Here is a 19,133-nt window from a genome sequence, read left to right on the forward strand (position 1 = left end):
GTCTCCGTATCTTCTTTGATGCGTTGACAAGCGAGCGGCTGTGCGGTGTGCTTCAGCCATGATCGTTGTCCCTTCATCGTTATTGCCATTGGTAAACACGCGATTTCGATGATCCTCTATTGTACAACAAAAACATGGAAATAGCATCCTGGATGTTGGCCTGTTGCTTTACACCAATTTAACGTTGAAGAGAGACCCTCGAGTGCCTCATAGCCTGTGCCTTTCATCATACTACAACTCTTTTTATAGCGTCAAGAACAATTTTCCGCTCGAGTGCATAAGAAGGCCTATTTTGTGCGGAAAAACTGTGAGATGAAGAAGATGAAAAGGGAACCTCCCTGTACTCTTTTTTGGGAAAGACTACAGGGAGGTTCTCTTACAGATTACATTTGACGCATGGAACTGCCAGGGAATTTACTGTTCTGAAGAATCAGTATCATCCTTGGATGAACGCTGACGAGCAGCTGCGCGGAAGGCTTCAGCCATAGCTGTAAGTTCGCCCTCGTCATGCTGATTATTCGTCGAGCTATCACTTGTGCGATCCTGGCGTTCACGGCGCTGTTCGCGCTTATTGGTGGAAGTCTGCTCTCCAAGTGCTGGCAGAGACTCCAGAGAAGGAGTGGCGGGAGCGGCTGGTGTTTCTGCCACTGACGCGACACTCTCCTGGGGAGCAGCACTGGTAGTTTCAATTTCTTCCTGACCAGGAACTTCGGTTGTCTCTTCTACAGCATCGACTTCATCAGCTTGACGTAAGCTGAGGCCAAGGCGTCGGCGCTCGGCATCAATGCGTAAGATACGTAACTGAAGTTGTGCACCCTCATGCAAGATAGACTTGGGATCTGTTCCAGGTGTCAATTCAGACAGATGAATCAAACCCTCTATGCCATCTTCAATCCGTGCGAAGGCACCAAATGGTGCAATCTTGGTCACGGTTCCGGTGACAACCTGTCCAGGTGTATAGCGCTGCTCGACAGTAGTCCAGGGATCAACCTCGGCACGTTTGATCGAGAGTGCGATTTTCTTTTTCTCTTTATCGACACTCAGGACCTGTACTTCGACTTCCTGACCGACGTGTAGCACTTCACTTGGATGGTTAACACGGCTCCAGGCCAACTGGCTGATATGAACCAGTCCGTCTGCGCCGCCCAGGTCTACGAAGGCACCGAAATTAGCAAGATTGCTAACAACGCCCTTGCGGACTTCACCCGGCTTCAACTCATCGAGCAATTCCTCGCGACGGCGCTGACGCCATTCCTGGACTGCCAGACGCTCCGAGAGGATTAAGCGATTGCGCGCTCGATTGATCTCGATAATTTTCAGCTGAAGTTCTTTGTCCTTCATGCTCTGCAGTTTCGCTGCAGTTTCCTGGTTTTCACCACCGGCGGCAACTTCTTCCCGCTTGAGGTTCAAGATTTGAGAGATCGGCACAAAACCACGAATTCCTGCTACGTCAACAATCAAGCCACCTTTGTTATAATCAATGACTTTAGCTTTGAGGAGCTCGTTGTTTTTGTACTGCTCTTCCGCGATACGCCACTGGCGCTCGGTGTTAGCCCTCTTCAGTGAGAGGACTGCATGGCCCTCCGAAGTTTCTGGTTGGATAACATAAACCAGAATTTTATCATTGAGGTGCAACTCGCTAAAAGAGCCATAGCCACTTGACGGCAACTCTTTTGTTGAGAGGACGCCCTCTGATTTGAGGCCGATATCTACCAGGATTTCGTCCTGGTCAATGCGCACGATAACGCCCTCGACTACATCACCTCGTTTGATGCTGATGGGGTTTGCTGATTCTGCCAGCAGCGCTGCCATCTCGTTCTGGTTTTCTTCCATCTCTTCGGGGTTGTTGTTTTGGCCTTGTAGGTCATTTCCTTCGATCATCGTCTGTACCCGCCCGCTGTTTTGATTTTCCGCTGGCATTGTCGAAAGGTCGCCGTGCTTTTTTTCGCATGCATGGGTAGTTAACCCCCTTCGATCCACGGTTTGTGCCTCATCTACGATACTACACTCATCCCTACCCATTTGATTGTGTACTGGTTATGTTGTCGGCCATGCCTAACCGACCTCCGCATCGTTGTTCTTTAAACAGTAAGAACAACGAAATGGATTGCATTGCAGCAACATTGGGACCCTGGGGAGTGTACCATCGGACTTGGGCTTAATCGGAGGAGGTGCTCAGGCGGTCTCGTTTCGGTTTCGATATCGCTAAATCATGTCAGGATATCGTTATAACCAATTGTTTGCTTTACAGAACGGTGATACGAAACGATACTCGCAGGCAGCACGCCATCATAAAAAATATAATGAGCGCCTGAATGTAAGCATACCCCCACTCGATACTCTCTATTATACCAAATGCTCTCACCGATTGCAAGACAATATATAACCTTTTAGCAAATCTCTCCGATGTTTTTCCTGACTCAAATTGTATCACAGTGACGCAAGCCCTACTGGATATGCTACAATACACCTATGGATGGGTTGAATTTAGCAAACAATACAGAGGTAATCAATCGCCTGCGCCAGCGTCTGGCGCCAGTTGATCTGGCAGAGTCCCTGATTGATACGATCGAGGGGCAGCAGGAAAAAGCGCGCAAGGCCGCGGTGTTGTTACCATTTTTTTTGCAAGATAATGAATTGCACCTGGTGTTGATTCGTCGTGCCAGCACATTACGATCTCATAGTGGTGAGATTGCATTTCCAGGAGGGAAAGTCGATCCTACGGACCACTCGGTGGTCATGACGGCGCTACGTGAAGCGCATGAAGAGATTGGACTGCAGCCAGAGCTGGTTCAGCCTCTGGGTGTGCTGGATCCTGTATTTACAGTTGTCAGTAACTATCTGATTACTCCTGTGGTGGCATATTTACCGCAAGGTGTGGGGGAACTTGTCTTACAGGAAAGCGAAGTAGCTGAATTAGTCATTGTCAGTCTGGCTCGTCTGGCTGATCCCTCTATTGCCCATACCGAGCAATGGACACGCAATAATCAGACACGGACAGTGCATTTTTATGACTATGGTCATCATCGTATCTGGGGAGCCACTGGCCGTATCATCGCCTCCTTGTTTGACCTCCTCACGCCTCACGACTCCTAGTTTTTACCGTACCTCTTTTACCCAATAGTCATAGGCCCCTTGCGAAACTCTGACATATCACTACAATTAAAAGTAGTCGGACAAGAATGCTGTAGTGCGTACGTTGTAAGCTGTTCATGTTGCTGCGGTTGGTTTTATGAAGCCTGAAGTGGAGAAAAGCTGTGACGTTGCCTGGTCCTGATGCGCGATCCAAAAGAACGGTCCCTCGCCGGCCACAAATGATCTCACCCGATCACTCGATGCCCGCAAACCCTACGGGTTCCCCCTCTTCTCTATCCCCAAAAAAATCCTCAATGGTGGAACCGGCAAGTTCCCATTCTCCGGATCACGAACATGCCCTGGACTTTGCAACCCACTCCTGGGATCTGGCCACTGGTGGCTTGAAAACCCTGACCGCGAAACGAGAGCTCCCTAGACGACCTGAGCGACGCCCTGCTAGCGTCGTGCCAGATATTGTAGCTACCTCACGTAGTTATATGTTTGCTCTGGTCATTATGGGATGCATCCTGCTCATGCTATTTGGCGGGGGCATCGTGTTATTTGTAATGCTACAACCATGACTTACAGGATTGGAGTTCGTGCATATATAGCGATAAGGTTACTTTTCTGAGATTACAATAAAGAACTGGCTGCTGGAATATTGTGTAATTCGCTTGCCTGGCGTACGGCCTTGACTATTGCCCGCGCAAGTGTATGAGCTGCTGCTGCGCCTAACGTACTTACATGTTGTGCAGCGGTTGCAGTGTCATGCTGTATTCCTGATGTCTTATCTCCCAATGCCAGTGTAAATACTGTATCACCATCAAACATTGTATGGGCAGGTCGGATGACGTGCGCCATACCGTCATGTGCCATTTGCGCGACCTTCGTGGCTTCGGCTTTTGTCAGGGTTGCATTGGTAGCGATGACAGCGATAGTGGTATTCCCAAACGGATTGTTCGTTGCTGAACTCTTGCCGGCAGCGTTACGTGTACCTGCGACTACCTGTTGCGTCTGGAGATCAATGATATCTCCCAGGGCGTTAACAAGCACGATCGCGCCCACGATGATGCCTCCAATGAGTTCTTGACTGGCAGATCCCACACCACCTTTCATCGCAAAATCCGGGCCCAACATTTTGCCTACGGTCGCACCGGTGCCGCCGCCGATTGTCCCCTGTTCAAGGGGCCCTGTTGCCGTTTCAGCGGACTTACAGGCTTGGTAGCCAGAAGCGCTATCGGGTCGAATTGTGGCCGAACCAAATGGCAGATCAAAAATCGCGGCTGCAGGTACAATCGGTACGCGCACCACACCTGTATCATAGCCCACGCCCCGTTCTTCAAGATAGCGCACCACGCCACTGGCCGCATCCAGGCCAAAGGCGCTCCCGCCCGTCAGGAGTACAGCGTTCACCTCGTCAACCATACACAGAGGATGCAAGAGATCGGTCTCACGGGTAGCTGGTGCCCCACCACGCACATCTACCCCACCAACTGCTGGCGTCTCACAGAGCACGACCGTACAGCCGGTTCCAGCCTCCAGATTAGTATCGTGCCCGACGCGGATCCCGGGTACATCCGTGATATCATCAAACATGTAGAATGCCTCCTTTTTTGGATCTACACCATCCAAAATTATGTAAGCAACAGTATAAACAACACTATACGCCATCATAAGCACTATTTGCTCTCCTATTATGTGTGCTTCCATATGTGATAGACAACAAAAAGGCTGTGATCATCTGGACCACAGCCTTTTTTGTTACTTATGAGATTATGTGTAGAGAGCTTCAGGATTCATTAGGAATGGCTTTGCGCAATTTCTCCATGGTCTGCTCAACACTTTCTTTGGTATTGTAGAAGGCTGAGCCTGCTACCAGCAGGTTGGCTCCTGCTCGTACGACCTGGGGAATAGTCTCGGCATTAATGCCACCATCCACTTCAATATCGCATGTGAGATTGCGCTGTTGAAGCATGCGGTGGAGCGTTTCAATTTTTGGCAATGTTTCTGGAATCAGCTCTTGTCCCCCAAAGCCAGGATTGATCGTCATCACCAGGATCAGATCGCAGAATGGCAGCATGTCCTGCAACATAAAGACCGGGGTCGAAGGATTAATGGCCACGCCGGCTTGTTTGCCAGCCGCTTTGATCTGCTTGAGGACGCGATGCAAATGGGGCGAGACCTCTTGATGGACAATGATGACGTCCGCACCAGCTTTGGCGAATGTCTCAATGTACTCCTGAGGATTGGTGATCATCAGGTGGGCTTCAAGCGTGGCCTTTGTACAACTGCGCACCGCCTCAACGACCATTGGTCCCATGGTGATATTGGGCACAAAGTGGCCATCCATGACATCAATCTGGATGCGGTGGGCTCCAGCGGCCTCAGCGTCTCGCACTTGCTCGCCCAGGCGCGTAAAATCGGCAGACAGAATGGATGGGACGATCTCTACCATGAAAAAATCTCCTAGCTCTGTTTGCGCAATTTTCCTGCGGCGGCCGTATCAAGCATCCAGGTGACTTCGCCATTGGTTGGGCGTACAATCTGGGCTGGATACTCTTCGGGTTGATCCGGACCTTCCAGGACCGCCTGGACCGCCTCGTCTTTTTCTGCTCCTGTAACCAGGAAGAGGATGTGGTTGGCGGCATTGAGTAAGGCTGGTGTAAATGTCAGCCGTGCTGGTGGTGGCTTGGGCACTGTCACCGGTATTATCAGTCGCTCGAACTCCTTCAACGAAGCCTGATGTGGGAAGAGGGAGGCGGTATGACCTTCAGGACCCATGCCAAGCTGAATCAGATCGAAGCGTGGGGTACCATTGGTCCCGATGGTGCGTTGTATATCTTGTGTATAAGCCTGTGAGGCTGCCTCACGATCGGCCTCATCCGCAGGCATGCGGTGAATGTGCGCTGGTTGGATGGGTAGTTTGCTCAGCATGACCTCATTGGCCATGCGATAATTACTTTCAGGATCATCAGCGGGCACGCAACGTTCGTCGCTCCAGAAGATTTCGATTTTCGACCAATCAATCTGGCTGCGATATGGCTCGGTTGCCAGTAATCCATACAACTTTTTCGGTGTGGAGCCGCCCGAAAGGGCCAGGCTGAAGCGGCCATGATCGGCGATCGCTTCCTGAGCGACGCGCACGATATACTCGGCGGCGGCACGGCTAAGTTGTTCTCCATCTGAAAAAATGGTAACGTTCATACAAAGCTCCAATAGAATAAGTGTTAGTAACGTTTATTGTGCAAGAAGCGCGAACACCTCATGGAGGGTTTGCTCATAAAGATGATCGCGTCCCATGATCTCTAACTCGTTATGTAGCAGATCGCTTTCCTTATGGGTCGCTGCAATACTCACGGTTCGAGGGGGGCGAGGAATTCCCGGTACTTCAGCTGTCGTGATCACGTGCTCGTCATCATCACCACGTTCAATGGTAAAGATTGCCTCTTTTCCCTCTACTGTCCCAACCATGCGCACCAGACAAAGTGTGCCTGGAGCTGATTTTACCGGTTCACGTGTCTGGATAGAGATGGTAATACCACCCAGGGGGATGCTGGTGTTTTTTCCATCGCTCGTGACCATAAGTGGTTGGGTCACAACCTTACTCATATCCCGATCCGACATATGCCAGGAGTATGTTCCTGCTCCTGTATCTCGATAATTGTCATTCTCGTCCTCTGACAATTTCCAACCCAGGCGTGTTTTTAACCAGGCGGCTAATAATAAGGCTCTAATTGGATTCATCTGGCTTGAATGATGATCTAGTGCCTGGCTGGAGGTGGAAATGGCATGCTCTATCGAAATAGTGTCTAATGCCATCAGATAAGGACGGTATTCGGGAATATCAAAAAATTGTGCGATCAGCTCACGCCATGCGGTAACGCGCCCCCAGGTCAGGTCGCTAAGCGCGCATTGTGGTGCCTGCTGCAAAATGGCTGAAGCGGCACTAATCTGTGCTTCAGGCTGAGTAAAATGGCTTGAGTCGATAATCACCCGACTACTGAGGCTAATCAAGCGGTGGAAGATATCATGATCTGTCGGCAGGTCATTTAACCACCACAGATAGACGGGAAGATCAGGTTTGAGCAGAGATTGAACGATATTATCTACATATTGAACAGCTTTGCCACTGACAGTGGCCGTAACCTGTTCAAAATGGTGGCGCATAATATCTGAAATGATAGGGAAGGAGCGCAGCGTGATCCAGGTGGAAACTTCAGATGGACCATCACTGCGCGTGTCAAGAATTAAAAGGGTAACTCTAGCGATATGGGTACTGGCTAAGTCTCGTAGAACTGCACTGGCTTGGCGCGCTGTTTTTTCGTCCTGAGCACAGATAACGAAATTCAGCACACTGGTACGCACATTCATATTCTGACTGATACGCATGTTGTCGGAAGCCAGACGCCAGAGAGTCGACAACTCAACTTCGACTTGTTCCGGGCTGACCTTTTTGCCTGCCCAGGGCAATTGCATTCCTGGGGCTGCGGAGTTATCCATTACCATTCCTACACCCTTCATCAGTGAACCTCATCGTTCTAAAGGACAACATTGTGCTATTGAGTTCTGTGTTTGCTCTTAACGCTTGCTCACTATGGGCGGCGCCAGCGGCGACCATCACGCCAGATGAATTCATCTGCGGCCTGTGGTCCCCATGAGCCTGACTCATAGGTATGAATAGTATCGCGTGGAGCTGCGCCCCATTCGTCCAGAATGTTCTGTACGAAGGCCCAGGCTGCCTCGACCTCATCACGGCGTGTGAAGAGCGTTGAGTCACCATGCATAGCGTCAAGCAAGAGGCGTTCATACGCTTCTGGCTGCTCACGCACAAAGGACGAACCATAGAAGAAGTCCATATTCACCGAGCGAATCTGCATATCGGTGCCTGGTACCTTAGCGCCAAATTTCAGTGAAATACCTTCATCTGGCTGGATACGTAAGGTAAGGACGTTTGGTTCTACCTGTCCCTGGGTGTCGTGATCCTTGAACAGCATGAGTGGTGGCTGCTTGAACTGAATAGCGATTTCACTTACACGCTTGGGCAAATGCTTACCGGTGCGTAAGTAAAATGGTACCCCGGCCCACCGCCAGTTGTCAATAAAAGTTTTTATAGCAACATAGGTTTCAGTAGTAGAAGTAGGGGATACTCCTTGTTCCTGTAGATAGCCAGGAACCTGTTTGCCGCCGACCCAACCCTGACCATACTGTGCGCGGATGGTGTTGTTTTGTACTTCACGTCCAACCAGAGGTTGTAGTGCATGCAGCACTTTTACTTTTTCATCGCGTACAGAATTGCCGTCAAAGGCGATTGGTGGTTCCATCGCTACCAGGGTAAGCAACTGCAACATATGATTTTGAATCATGTCGCGGATCGCGCCTGATTCTTCATAGTAGCCAGCACGCCCTTCCAGGCCAAGGTTTTCCGCGACAGTAATTTGAACATGATCAACATAACGTCTATTCCAGACCGGCTCGAAGATGCCGTTGGCCAGGCGGAAGACCAGAATGTTCTGAACGGTCTCTTTACCAAGATAGTGGTCAATACGATAGATCTGATCCTCTTTGAAGACTTTACCGATCTGGCGGTTGAGCTCGCGTGCAGTGGCGAGATCATGGCCAAAGGGTTTTTCAACAATGATCCGTGTCCAGCCCTTGCGATTCCTATTTAAACCGGCATTGCCCAGATTCTGAATAATTTCAGGATACTGGCTGGGTGGGGTTGATAGATAAAAGATTCGGTTGCCGCTAGTACCACGCTCCTGGTCAAGTTTGTTGAGCAGTTGATTAAGTTTGTTATAGCCCTCAGGATCATGGAAATTTGACTGTAGGTAATGAAGACCAGAGGCAAAACTCTCCCATACTTGAGGATTAACTGGCTTCTGGCGGGAATATTGATTAATTGATTCGAGGGCCTGCTGGCGAAATGATTCGTCGGTATAAGGGCGTCGTGCAAACGCAACGACTGAGAAGCCTGCCGGCAAAGGATGCTCCAGCGCTAAATTATATAGGGCGGGCAGCAATTTACGGTGTGTCAGGTCGCCTGTTGCACCGAAGATGACCATAACACAGGGTTCAAGGCTCTCTTTAATGCGTAATCCTTCGCGAAAAGGATTAGGCGCCTCGACGACGCTACGCTGAGGCATGTGATATCTCCTAAATGACTTGTTTTAGTTTTCTTACAACTAATGACGTTTTTTTAAAATGTTTGATGAGTACTCTTGTGTCTGCCTGGTAAAGCTTTCAAGGGTTTGAATTTTTTACCTTCGGTTTGCATGATACCATATTCGTTATTGTTATGGTTGGTTGATGAGTATGGGGTCCTGTTTATGGTGGTCGCGTATATTGCTTTGGGACATAAACAGGTCTTTTTACTCGTCCCCTATGATGGAACCTGTGGGTAAGTGTACTCAGGGTTATCTCCATCTCGGCGCATGATTCTCATGTACTGAGATGGAGATACAATTAGTACCTGGTATTCTGACGCACCTTTTTTGTTCCGCCGCCTACGGCGGCGGGGGAAGGGAGGGGTCCGGGGCGCAGCCCCGGACCCCAGGTTAAGAGCGGCTGCCCTTAACAATCCCGCTGTTAAGGCGAGAGGGTGCAAATCCCCAGTAGTAAGGGAGATGCAGACCGGGTTCTCGCTGTTGAGGCGAGGTATGTCAGTTCACTGGTATTGATTGTTTATAGTAAAGATTTTGTCTGGGTGGGCGTTTTAGTTGCCGACCTGGGTTTCTTTGATGGCGTTTTTCTTGCTTTCGATGCCTTCAAACAACTGGTGGAAGGAGTCGGCAAACTTCTTTACGCCTTCGTCCTGTAGCTGCTGGGTTACCTGGGCGTAGTGGATGCCAACTTTTTCCAGGGCATCCAGGGCCGCTTTGGATCCAGGAATGTCATCCTCGATGCTGTTGCGGACCTTACCATGATCGCGGAAATTGACGATTGTTTCCAGGGGCATGGTGTCTACGGTGTCAGGACCAATCAGTTCTTCTGCATAGAGAACGTCGCGGTAGGCAGGATTTTTGGTGCTGGTGCTGGCCCAGAGTGGACGCTGGACATGGGCACCGGTGTTTTTCAGTGTCGCAAAGCGTGGTGTACCAAAGATGCGTTTGAAGTCCTGATAGACGACACGTGCATTGGCGATGGCGGCTTTGCCTTCCAGTGCCTTCAGCTGCTGCTTTTCATTCTCGTCACTGCTGGCTTTGATCTTGTCCTCAAGCAGTTTGTCGACCAGGGTATCAACACGGCTGACAAAGAAGCTGGCGACGGACGCAATCTTGCTGATATCCTGACCACGGCCATTGAGATCCTCAAGGGCGCGGATATAAGCATCAGCTACATCTCGGTAGGAATCCAGGGAGAAGATCAGGGTCACGTTGACGTTGATGCCGCTGCGCAGAACCTCATAGATGGCGGGAATACCGGCTGGTGTAGCAGGAATCTTGATCATCAGGTTAGGGCGCTCGACCATGCTCCAGAAGCGTTTGGCTTCTGCGACGGTACCTTCGGTATCATTGGCCAGTTCAGGGGAGACCTCAAGGCTTACATAGCCGTCCTGACCCTCTGTGCGATCATAGATTGGGCGCAGCAGATCGGCGACAGTGCGGATATCTTTGATCACGACAGCTTCGTAGATATCACTGGTGCTTTTGCCTTCTTTAATTAACTCGCTGATCTGCTCGTCATACGCATGGCCTGCACTGATCGATTTCTCGAAAATGGTTGGATTGGCGGTAACGCCCAGTACGCCATCTTCGTCCAGCATCTTTTTGAATTGGCCGGAAGCGAGTTGTGAACGATCGATATTGTCATACCAGACGCTCTGGCCTTCGGAATGCAGTTGGGTTAAAGGATTTGCCATGGAATTGTACCTTCCTTTTACTATTGAACATTTCCAGCAGGCCCGACCATCCAGTATTCTGGATAGCCAGGCATCGTTATTGCTCTTTTGGATGTGTAGCACTTTGTCAAACGTCGTTTGATGGGTTGTGCACCCGCTACGCGAGTGGAATGGGGCGAGATGACGGGGGTACAGCCCCCGAAACCCCAGGCAAGGGGCTTGCCGCCCCTTGCATCCCCGCTTTCCCACCAATTGATGTGTTGGCAATGACTATCCTGTAAAAATGATCTTTATTTGTTTAACAGAGCTTTTGCTTTCGCTACAACATTCTCAACTGTGAAGCCAAATTCCTGGAAAAGGGTCTTCGCAGGAGCGGATGCGCCAAAGTGATCTAATGCAATGATATCACCATCAAGGCCCACATAGCGATCCCAGCCCATTGACCGTCCAGCTTCAATTGCAATACGTGCACGAACATTTTTCGGCAGGACGGTCTCTTTATATTCTGCACTCTGCTCTTCAAACAGTTCCCAACTAGGAACACTTACTACACGGACGGCCACGCCATCCTGATGCAATTGTTGGGCAGCATCAACGGCTAGTGATACCTCAGAGCCACTGGCCATCAAGATAAGATCGGGTGTACCTTCACTATCCATTAGCACGTATGCGCCCTTGGAGAGGTTACTTGCACTGGCATATACTTCCCGGTCCAGCGTTGGCAGATTCTGACGTGTTAAGGCCAGGGCGACCGGACCCTTGTGGGTGATGGCGACACGCCAGGCTTCGGCTGTCTCGTTGGCATCGCCAGGACGTAGCACGGTAACTCCAGGAATGGAACGGAGTGCGGCTAACTGCTCAATTGGCTGATGGGTAGGACCATCTTCACCGACACCAATGCTGTCATGTGTGAATACATAGATCGTCTTGATTCCCATTAAGGATGCCAGACGGATCGGTGGGCGCATATAGTCTGAGAAGATCAAGAAGGTGGCGCCGAAGGGGATCAAGCCACCGTACAGGGCCATACCATTCAGGATGCTTCCCATGCCATGCTCGCGAATACCAAAGTGCATATTGCGACCGGACTCGGTGCCGCTGAAATCTCCCAGGCCCTTCATGTTTGTGTTGTTGGAAGGAGCCAGGTCGGCGGAACCACCGATCAGGTTGGGCAGGTTGGGCGCGATCGCGTTGAGGGTCTTGCCGGAAGAGACGCGGGTAGCGAGTGCTTCACCAGCTTTAAAGACAGGAATATCTTTATCCCAGCCCTCGGCCAGTTTGCCACTCAATTCCTGCTGCCATTGTGCAGCCAGTTCGGGATTGGCGGCGGCATAGGCATCATACTGTTGCTGCCACTCTTGCTCGAATTTTGCGCCGCGCTCGATGGATTGGCGGAAGAAATTCAAGGCTTCCTCAGGAACAAAGAAAGGCTCCTCAGAAGGCCAGCCCAGGTTACGCTTGGTCAGCACAACCTCATCGGCACCCAGGGGGCTACCATGAGCGTCGTGGCTGCCCTGTTTGTGAGGGCTACCATAGCCAATTTTCGATTTGACGATGATCAGCGAAGGTTTCTCATGCTCAGCTTTAGCAGCCTCAATCGCCTGGTCAAGAGCGGCCAGATCATTGATATCGGCCACGCGCTGGACATGCCAGCCATAGCTCTCGAAGCGGCCGCCAACGTTCTCCGTAAAGGCGATGCTGGCATCTCCCTCAATGGTGATATTATTATCATCATAGAAGTAGATTAAGCGATCTAGTTTCAGGGTTCCTGCCAGTGAAGCGGCCTCCGACGAGACACCTTCCTGCATATCGCCGTCACCAGCAATAGCATAGATATAGTGATCAATCACTTCATGGCCAGGACGATTGTAGCGGCTGGCCTGGTAGCGCTGAGCGATGGCCATGCCAACACCATTGCCCATACCCTGTCCCAGAGGACCTGTGGTGGTCTCGATACCTGTGGTATGGCCATACTCAGGATGGCCCGGGGTCAGGCTATTCCACTGGCGGAAACTTTTCAGATCATCCAGTGTGAGCCCATAGCCGGTTAAATACAATAAGCTGTATTGCAGCATTGAAGCATGACCGGCCGAAAGCACAAAGCGATCGCGGTTCACCCAATGTGGATTCTTCGGATTGTGGCGCATGTGACGTGTATAAAGTAAATATGCTAAAGGAGCTAGCGCCATAGGGGTGCCAGGATGTCCTGAATTTGCTTTTTGTACGCCGTCCATGGCTAGTGTGCGAATCGTATTGATAGCGAGATTTTCTAAGGCTTGTTTGTCATCTACAGAAACGTGTTGTTGGGTTGTCATTAATCCTCCCAATTTGGATGTTTAATATTGTACACAATACACTAACCACCATAATCATATCACATCTGGTGGTCGGATGTCGTGTTTATTGTCAGCAAAACCCATAAAATCAGCACGGAAATCAGGAATTTTTCCTGGCTTTTTGTTGGAATTCATAGAGTTTGCTGATGGCTTCGATCGGCGTCAGTTCATCGACGGCCAGCGTTTTCAGCTCTTCGATGAGCGGGTGAGATTCGGGTTCCATTAAAGTCATTTGCCATGCGACTGGCATGGTCATATCGCGCATCGTTTTGCGGCGTATCTTGGCGTCACCTGTACGCTCTAATTCCGCCAGGATTTCTTCGGCGCGGTGAATAACTGGACGTGGAATACCAGCCAGCTGGGCCACATGGATGCCATAACTTCTATCAGCGCCTCCTGGTACAATTTTGCGTAAGAAGATGACCTGACCACCTTCTTCGGTGACTGCGACATTCAGGCATTTGATACGCGGTAGCAGTTGCGCGACCTCAACGAGTTCATGATAGTGGGTTGCGAACAGGGTACGAGCGCCGCTGCGCTTATTATTGTGCAGATACTCCACGACCGCGCGGGCGATGGCCAGACCATCATAGGTGCTGGTACCACGTCCGATCTCATCGAGAATAATCAAGCTGCGTGGCGTGGCGTGATGTAGAATATTGGCAGTCTCGACCATTTCAACCATAAAGGTACTCTGACCGGTAGCCAGGTCGTCCTGGGCGCCAATACGTGTAAAGATGCGATCGACGATACCAATGATGGCCGTCTCGGCTGGCACATAACTACCAATCTGGGCTAGCAAGACGGTGAGTGCTACCTGACGTAGATATGTTGATTTACCAGCCATATTGGGACCAGTGATAATACTGATCTGCGCTTCATGGTTTGAAAGATTGGCATCATTAGGGATAAAAGGAATATCGGGTTGCGCCTGTTCCACCACAGGATGGCGTCCGGCCACGATATGGATGGTATCCTCATTATTTAAGGTTGGCCGACAATAATTCTGTTTGGCGGCCACCTCGGCCAGACTCTGATAGACATCGATTTCCGCCAGCGCATGGGCTGTATCCAGAATACGTTCGGCGGCATGGATAGCGATATCCGAGCGTAACTGCACAAAGAACTCATTCTCCATCTTATTGACGCGTTCCTGCGAGTTGAGAATAAGCGTCTCATATTCCTTCAGGTCAGGTGTGATATAGCGTTCAGAATTCGTGAGTGTCTGGCGACGAATATATTCTTTAGGAGCCCGGCTGAGATTAGACGTTGTGATCTCAATAAAATAGCCTGTGGCCTTATTAAAACCAACCTTAAGATTATTGATGCCGGTGCGTTTACGCTCCCGCTGCTCCAGATCCGAGATCCATTTCCGTCCATTCTGTGAGGCGTCGCGCAATTGATCTAATTCAGCACTGAAGCCAGCGCGGATAATATTGCCCTCGGTAATACTCATGGGTGGATCATCGGCAATGGCTTTTTCGATCAGCTCGATGATATCGTCGTTATCGGCCAGTCGCTCCACAATACGTTGGAGTGAGGGTTTGCTGGTGATCTCTTCCTGGGTCAGGCAATTGCGCACCTCCGAGGCGGCCCGCAAGCCATTGGCTAGGGCGGCCAGATCGCGTGGTGAGGCAATGCGCTGCTTGACGCGATTGATCAGGCGCTCCACATCGCCGGCCTTTTTCAATCCTTCAGTCAGGCGGGCCTGTAAGAGTGTATCGCCGATCAGCTCACTAATAGCTTGCTGGCGCTGTTGCAGGATACCAATATCCAGCAGGGGTTGTCCAATCCAACGGCGCAGCAGGCGACCACCCATAGGGGTACGCGTGTGATCCAGTACCCAGAGCAGAGAGCCCTTGACCGAGCCACCACGTCCGGTCTCAAAGAGCTCCAGATTGCGGCGCGTATACGGATCCAGGGTCATAAATCCATCGGTAAAGTAGGTTTCCAGGGCATTCAGTTGTTGTAGTAAGCCTTTTTGGGTTTCCTGTACATAGGCCAGGACCGCACCGGCGGCACGAATGGCAAAGGGGAGATGGGCGCAGCCAAAACCCTCCAGCGAAGCCACATCAAACTGGCGCAGGAGGCGGTGGCGTGCATCATCCTCACTAAAGTAGCGCGTATCATAGGGTGTCACATGTCCTGCTACCCCTTCAAGCAATTTTGCCAGTGGCGCTACATCATCCTCTTCCTCTTCCTCCAACGCGGGAATTTCCGCGTTAGGGTTGCCATTGCTGCCGACCTTGGTCACTTGTTTCTCGTTCATGACAGCGGCCAACCAGCGCCGTTTGCGGCTACCATGGCGGCTATAATTGGCCTCCACCAGTACCTCAGCCGGACCTACACGCGCGATCTCCTGCTGCGCAGCCACATCTGGTTCTGTGGAGCTAAACTGTGTTACTGCAAACTCGCCTGTCGTGATATCTACATAGGCAATACCCACCGCATCACGACCAACGATCACCGCCGCCAGAAAGTTATTGCGTTTGGCCGCCAGCATCGCCGGATCAATGACGGTACCAGGAGTAACGATACGTATGACCTCGCGATCAACCAGGCCTTTGGAGAGGGCGGGATCACTGGTCTGTTCCGCGATCGCTACACGGTATCCTTTGCCTACCAGGCGAGCGATATAGCCATCGGCGGCGTGATGGGGGATACCGGCCATTGGAGAGCGCTGGCCACGGCCGAAGTCGCGCCGTGTCAAAGCGATTTCTAACTCGCGCGTCACGATCTCCGCATCATCATCAAACATCTCATAAAAATCGCCCATGCGAAAAAAAAGAATCGCGTCAGGATTTTGACGCTTAATATTCAGGTACTGTGCGCGTACCGGACTGTGGACAGGATTATCTTTCTCATATTCTTCAAATAGCACGTTCTGCCTCCCTAATGCTCCACCCAAAGTATAAGCCTATTGCCGTGTGCCGTCAATTTGCCTAACGGCAAAGAGGATGTTTCGGGGTTGAAGGTTAATTTTGCTTGCTTGCAGGTTCTGTGAGTATAATATAACAGGTTATTCGTATTATTTGTAAGTCCAATAATCAGGCGTAAGTGATTGCTCATCATCCGCGAACATTCGTGGACCCTGGAATTATTTTCTATTTTGACGCTATGCGAAGGAGGTCATTATGTTCTACCTCATACTACTACTATTCTTATTGGTATGCGGCGGACTGGCAGTACTGACCGTTTTGAATTTTTCAACACAGGTCCATGTGGATCTTTTCTTCTGGCAGTCTCCAGATCTTCCAATTGGTATGTGGATCTTGATTGCTTTTTTTCTTGGCGCGCTCATGCTGTACCTGGTTTCAGTGGTTTCCGCCTGGTCAGATAAGCGACTGATTAAGAAATTGCAGCAACGTATTGCTACCCTGGAGCAGCAGAGCGTGTCAGCCCAGCCTGCCCAGCCAACTCCTGCAGTAAGCAATCCTACGAACATACCTGAAAATACCTACCATCAAATCATGCCCATGCCCAGTATTACCTCTCAGAGTGGTAATCTAACGCCCAAAAATCCTCGCTAACCAACGTTGCAACGGGCCCCGCGTTTTCTGCATCGTGTCAGCGTGAGGCTCGTCTGCTTTTTGCTCCTCTACATCTTTTTGTTCCAGTTGCTGTTCATTGGATTCAGCGGGTGTCCCTGTCTCGACAGGTGAAGATTCATGAATAGGATCTGGTATTTCCTGGTAGACATAGGGCCACTGCATGTGATTTGTCTGTTCTTCGCTAGATGTAGCTTCCTGTGTTGGAGCGGTTGCTGTTTCTTTCGCCAGAGGCTCTTCTTCCGTAACATCTTCAGCATTAGCTATGGACACGTCAGCCTGGGGTTCAACCTCTGTCGCCTCCTGAGCGTTATCAGTAGCTATGTCTGCCGCTGCTTCGGCTTCTGTGGCTTCCTCGACAGCGCTCGCCGTAGCAGCCGGATCTGCGATATCCTGCACCTCAACAGGCTCATGATCGACGTCCTGTGTCTTTGCTGGCACGTTTTCTTCTGGATCCTCGTCCGGTTCCGCTGTGGTTGATACCTCTTCTGGTGATTGAACTCGTGGCTGTTCGTCGGAGTCCGAAGCTGGTTCGTCGGTGTTCTGTTCGTTTTCATCTGTTGAAGAAGGTAATTCTGTGGCCGGAAGTGATAGCTCTTCCTCTGATGCAGGCTCAACTGTTTCAGGCCGGTCAGCGGGATCACTTTCAGCGTTGACCGCCTCCTCTTCGGCCAGTGGTTCAGCCTCAGTTTTGTCAGGCTCGTTGTCTGGCTGCTCAACCGGAATGTTGATAGCTATTGCTGATTGTTCAGTGGCGGCGATTTCCGGCTGTTCAACATCCTCAACTATGCTGTCTGTGGACTCTTCGGCTGGTTCGCTGGTGGGGGGGGATACTTCATCCTCTGTCTGCGTTCCCAGCAGTTCCGCCAGAGCAGGGGGAATCTCTGCCTGGGCTGCTTCTGTGCTGGATGGCTCTGGCTGATCCATGGTGATAGCTGGCGTGGTTGCTTCCTCGTTAAGCGATGGTAACGGTCTGGTCTGTCTGGATGCGCCGGGATCGCCTGGTTCGCTCATCAGCTTTCGTAATAGCTGCTCTTCGGTAGCTGCTGGCGCACTGGTTGATGGTTGTCCTTCAGGGAGATCAACTTCAAAATAATTACTCAGTCCCGCGTCGTCCATTGACCACATCCATTCGTATGCGCCTTCTAATGCATGCTCACACCACTGTGTGTAGTTGCCTTGAATCACGTTGAGGGCTTCACAGCGGCTCAATAGCTGCATGGTATTGTCCAGCCAGTCCTCGCCACGTTCCAGCATACGGTCCAATAGATCAATATCTTCAACTCCACTGGCTCGTAGCTGGGCAAGCGCAGCCAGTGAGATTGCTGAGGGGGCTACGGCCTGTATCTGTTCTGCATTTTGAACTTGTCTGCTTTGCAGATGGTGGATTTCCGCTTGTAGCTGCGCTGCTTTTTGTTGCTTCTGCCACAACTGGTAGGCGGCATAAAACTGTTCAACTTCCTGCATACTTAACTGCGAAAAAAGCTGATCGATCTCTGCGCGCTCGAGCCGTCCGGCTGGCTGCATTTTACCCTCGTTCATGCCGCTTCCCTTCTTCCGTTGGACCTGTCTGCTCTGTTTGTTCGCCCCAGCGTTCAAACCAGCGCTCGACCAATTGATTGGTGCGGATACTTTGCTGGTCGATCGGACTGGTGCTTTGTGGATTTTTTTCGGCTGGTTTGCGTGTATTACGGAGCCACCAGGGAACCTTCAGTTGTGGATCTGTCTGACTGTGTGCTTCAACAAATGCATTCAGGTCGCCGGGTAAGAGGTCGTCTGATGACGTATTGGCATGTGGTACTGGACTCTGGGTGGTAGCGTTCACGATGGGTTTCTGCATCTCTTGCGCATCGAAATTTGGCAACTGGCTCCAGGCAAAAAGTGCTGGAGAGACAGAGCCACCTGATTGTTCAGCCGCTTTCTGCTTTGGCGCAGGCATAGCTCTCTCTGGCGCTTGATGAATGTCCGGCCGTATATGCTGGACACCAATCAGTGTTTGTAAAATACTATTTTCTGAATACGTTGTATCATTTTCTAAATGGCGTATCTCGGCTTGTAATATTGCCAGTTCTTGCTCAAACGTTTGAATCTGCTGTGTGAGCTGCTGATCAATATTGCGGTAGAATAGCCATTGCCTGTATTGGCCCATTGTTTCCCCACGCATTCTTACTGTATCTGTGCAAGCCTTATTTCATGGGCAGTATAACATGTGCCATGATCACAGACAAGCAACCATATCGAGTATCCTATTCCTTGTATCGTTAGAATGGGCTGAACTATCAGCTTTATTACCATTTGAAAGTGTCAAATGGTAATAAAGTTTGATCTCGCATAAAC

Annotated in this window: 14 protein-coding genes; 3 read left to right on the plus strand and 11 right to left on the minus strand. The window is 50.7% G+C overall.

The window, feature by feature from the left end; genetic code table 11:
- Nucleotides 1–414 precede the first annotated feature (414 nt).
- Nucleotides 415–1,881 (minus strand): 30S ribosomal protein S1, encoded by a 1,467-nt coding sequence (locus EL633_RS15500; RefSeq protein ID WP_161982170.1) that lies wholly within the window; start codon nt 1,879–1,881, stop codon nt 415–417.
- A gap of 600 nt (nt 1,882–2,481) precedes the next feature.
- Here EL633_RS15500 and EL633_RS15505 point away from each other — a divergent pair.
- Nucleotides 2,482–3,096, plus strand: coding sequence for an NUDIX hydrolase (locus tag EL633_RS15505; protein WP_161982171.1), 615 nt, complete (start codon nt 2,482–2,484; stop codon nt 3,094–3,096).
- Between the two features lie 161 nt (nt 3,097–3,257).
- Complete coding sequence (locus EL633_RS15510; protein WP_126628048.1) at nt 3,258–3,656, plus strand: hypothetical protein; 399 nt, start codon at nt 3,258–3,260, stop codon at nt 3,654–3,656.
- A gap of 52 nt (nt 3,657–3,708) precedes the next feature.
- Here the strand turns inward: EL633_RS15510 and EL633_RS15515 are convergent, their stop codons facing one another.
- From EL633_RS15515 to mutS, 8 genes are all read right to left on the minus strand, one after another.
- On the minus strand, nt 3,709–4,671 hold the full coding sequence (locus EL633_RS15515) for a P1 family peptidase (RefSeq protein WP_126628049.1): 963 nt from the start codon (nt 4,669–4,671) through the stop codon (nt 3,709–3,711).
- 193 nt (nt 4,672–4,864) lie between these two features.
- The gene (gene rpe, locus EL633_RS15520; protein WP_126628050.1) at nt 4,865–5,530 is read right to left on the minus strand and encodes a ribulose-phosphate 3-epimerase; all 666 of its coding nucleotides are present in this window, start codon (nt 5,528–5,530) and stop codon (nt 4,865–4,867) included.
- Nucleotides 5,531–5,541: 11 nt separating this feature from the next.
- The gene (gene pgl / locus EL633_RS15525; protein WP_126628051.1) at nt 5,542–6,279 is read right to left on the minus strand and encodes a 6-phosphogluconolactonase; all 738 of its coding nucleotides are present in this window, start codon (nt 6,277–6,279) and stop codon (nt 5,542–5,544) included.
- Nucleotides 6,280–6,312: 33 nt separating this feature from the next.
- Complete coding sequence (locus EL633_RS15530; RefSeq protein WP_161982172.1) at nt 6,313–7,575, minus strand: glucose-6-phosphate dehydrogenase assembly protein OpcA; 1,263 nt, start codon at nt 7,573–7,575, stop codon at nt 6,313–6,315.
- A 92-nt stretch (nt 7,576–7,667) separates the two neighbouring features.
- Nucleotides 7,668–9,218, minus strand: coding sequence for a glucose-6-phosphate dehydrogenase (gene zwf, locus EL633_RS15535; protein WP_126628053.1), 1,551 nt, complete (start codon nt 9,216–9,218; stop codon nt 7,668–7,670).
- 569 nt (nt 9,219–9,787) lie between these two features.
- Nucleotides 9,788–10,933, minus strand: coding sequence for a transaldolase (tal, locus tag EL633_RS15540; RefSeq protein WP_126628054.1), 1,146 nt, complete (start codon nt 10,931–10,933; stop codon nt 9,788–9,790).
- A gap of 269 nt (nt 10,934–11,202) precedes the next feature.
- A complete protein-coding gene (tkt, locus tag EL633_RS15545) occupies nt 11,203–13,227 on the minus strand; it encodes a transketolase (protein ID WP_126628055.1) in 2,025 nt (674 codons plus the stop codon).
- A gap of 121 nt (nt 13,228–13,348) precedes the next feature.
- Nucleotides 13,349–16,129 carry a DNA mismatch repair protein MutS gene (gene mutS, locus EL633_RS15550; protein WP_246039145.1) on the minus strand — a complete coding sequence of 927 codons (2,781 nt, stop codon included), beginning with the start codon at nt 16,127–16,129 and terminating at the stop codon, nt 13,349–13,351.
- 253 nt (nt 16,130–16,382) lie between these two features.
- On the opposite strand from mutS, the gene EL633_RS15555 reads away from it, so the two are divergent.
- Nucleotides 16,383–16,778, plus strand: a complete 396-nt coding sequence (locus EL633_RS15555; RefSeq protein WP_126628057.1) for a LapA family protein — start codon at nt 16,383–16,385, stop codon at nt 16,776–16,778.
- Here EL633_RS15555 and EL633_RS15560 read toward each other — a convergent pair.
- On the minus strand, nt 16,755–18,338 hold the full coding sequence (locus EL633_RS15560; protein WP_126628058.1) for a hypothetical protein: 1,584 nt from the start codon (nt 18,336–18,338) through the stop codon (nt 16,755–16,757). The genes EL633_RS15555 and EL633_RS15560 overlap by 24 nt on opposite strands.
- Nucleotides 18,325–18,945, minus strand: a complete 621-nt coding sequence (locus EL633_RS15565; RefSeq protein WP_126628059.1) for a hypothetical protein — start codon at nt 18,943–18,945, stop codon at nt 18,325–18,327. The genes EL633_RS15560 and EL633_RS15565 overlap by 14 nt, the downstream gene beginning before the upstream one ends.
- Nucleotides 18,946–19,133: the final 188 nt, after the last annotated feature.

It is taken from the genome of Dictyobacter alpinus, assembly GCF_003967575.1.
GTDB classification, from domain to species: domain Bacteria; phylum Chloroflexota; class Ktedonobacteria; order Ktedonobacterales; family Ktedonobacteraceae; genus Dictyobacter; species Dictyobacter alpinus.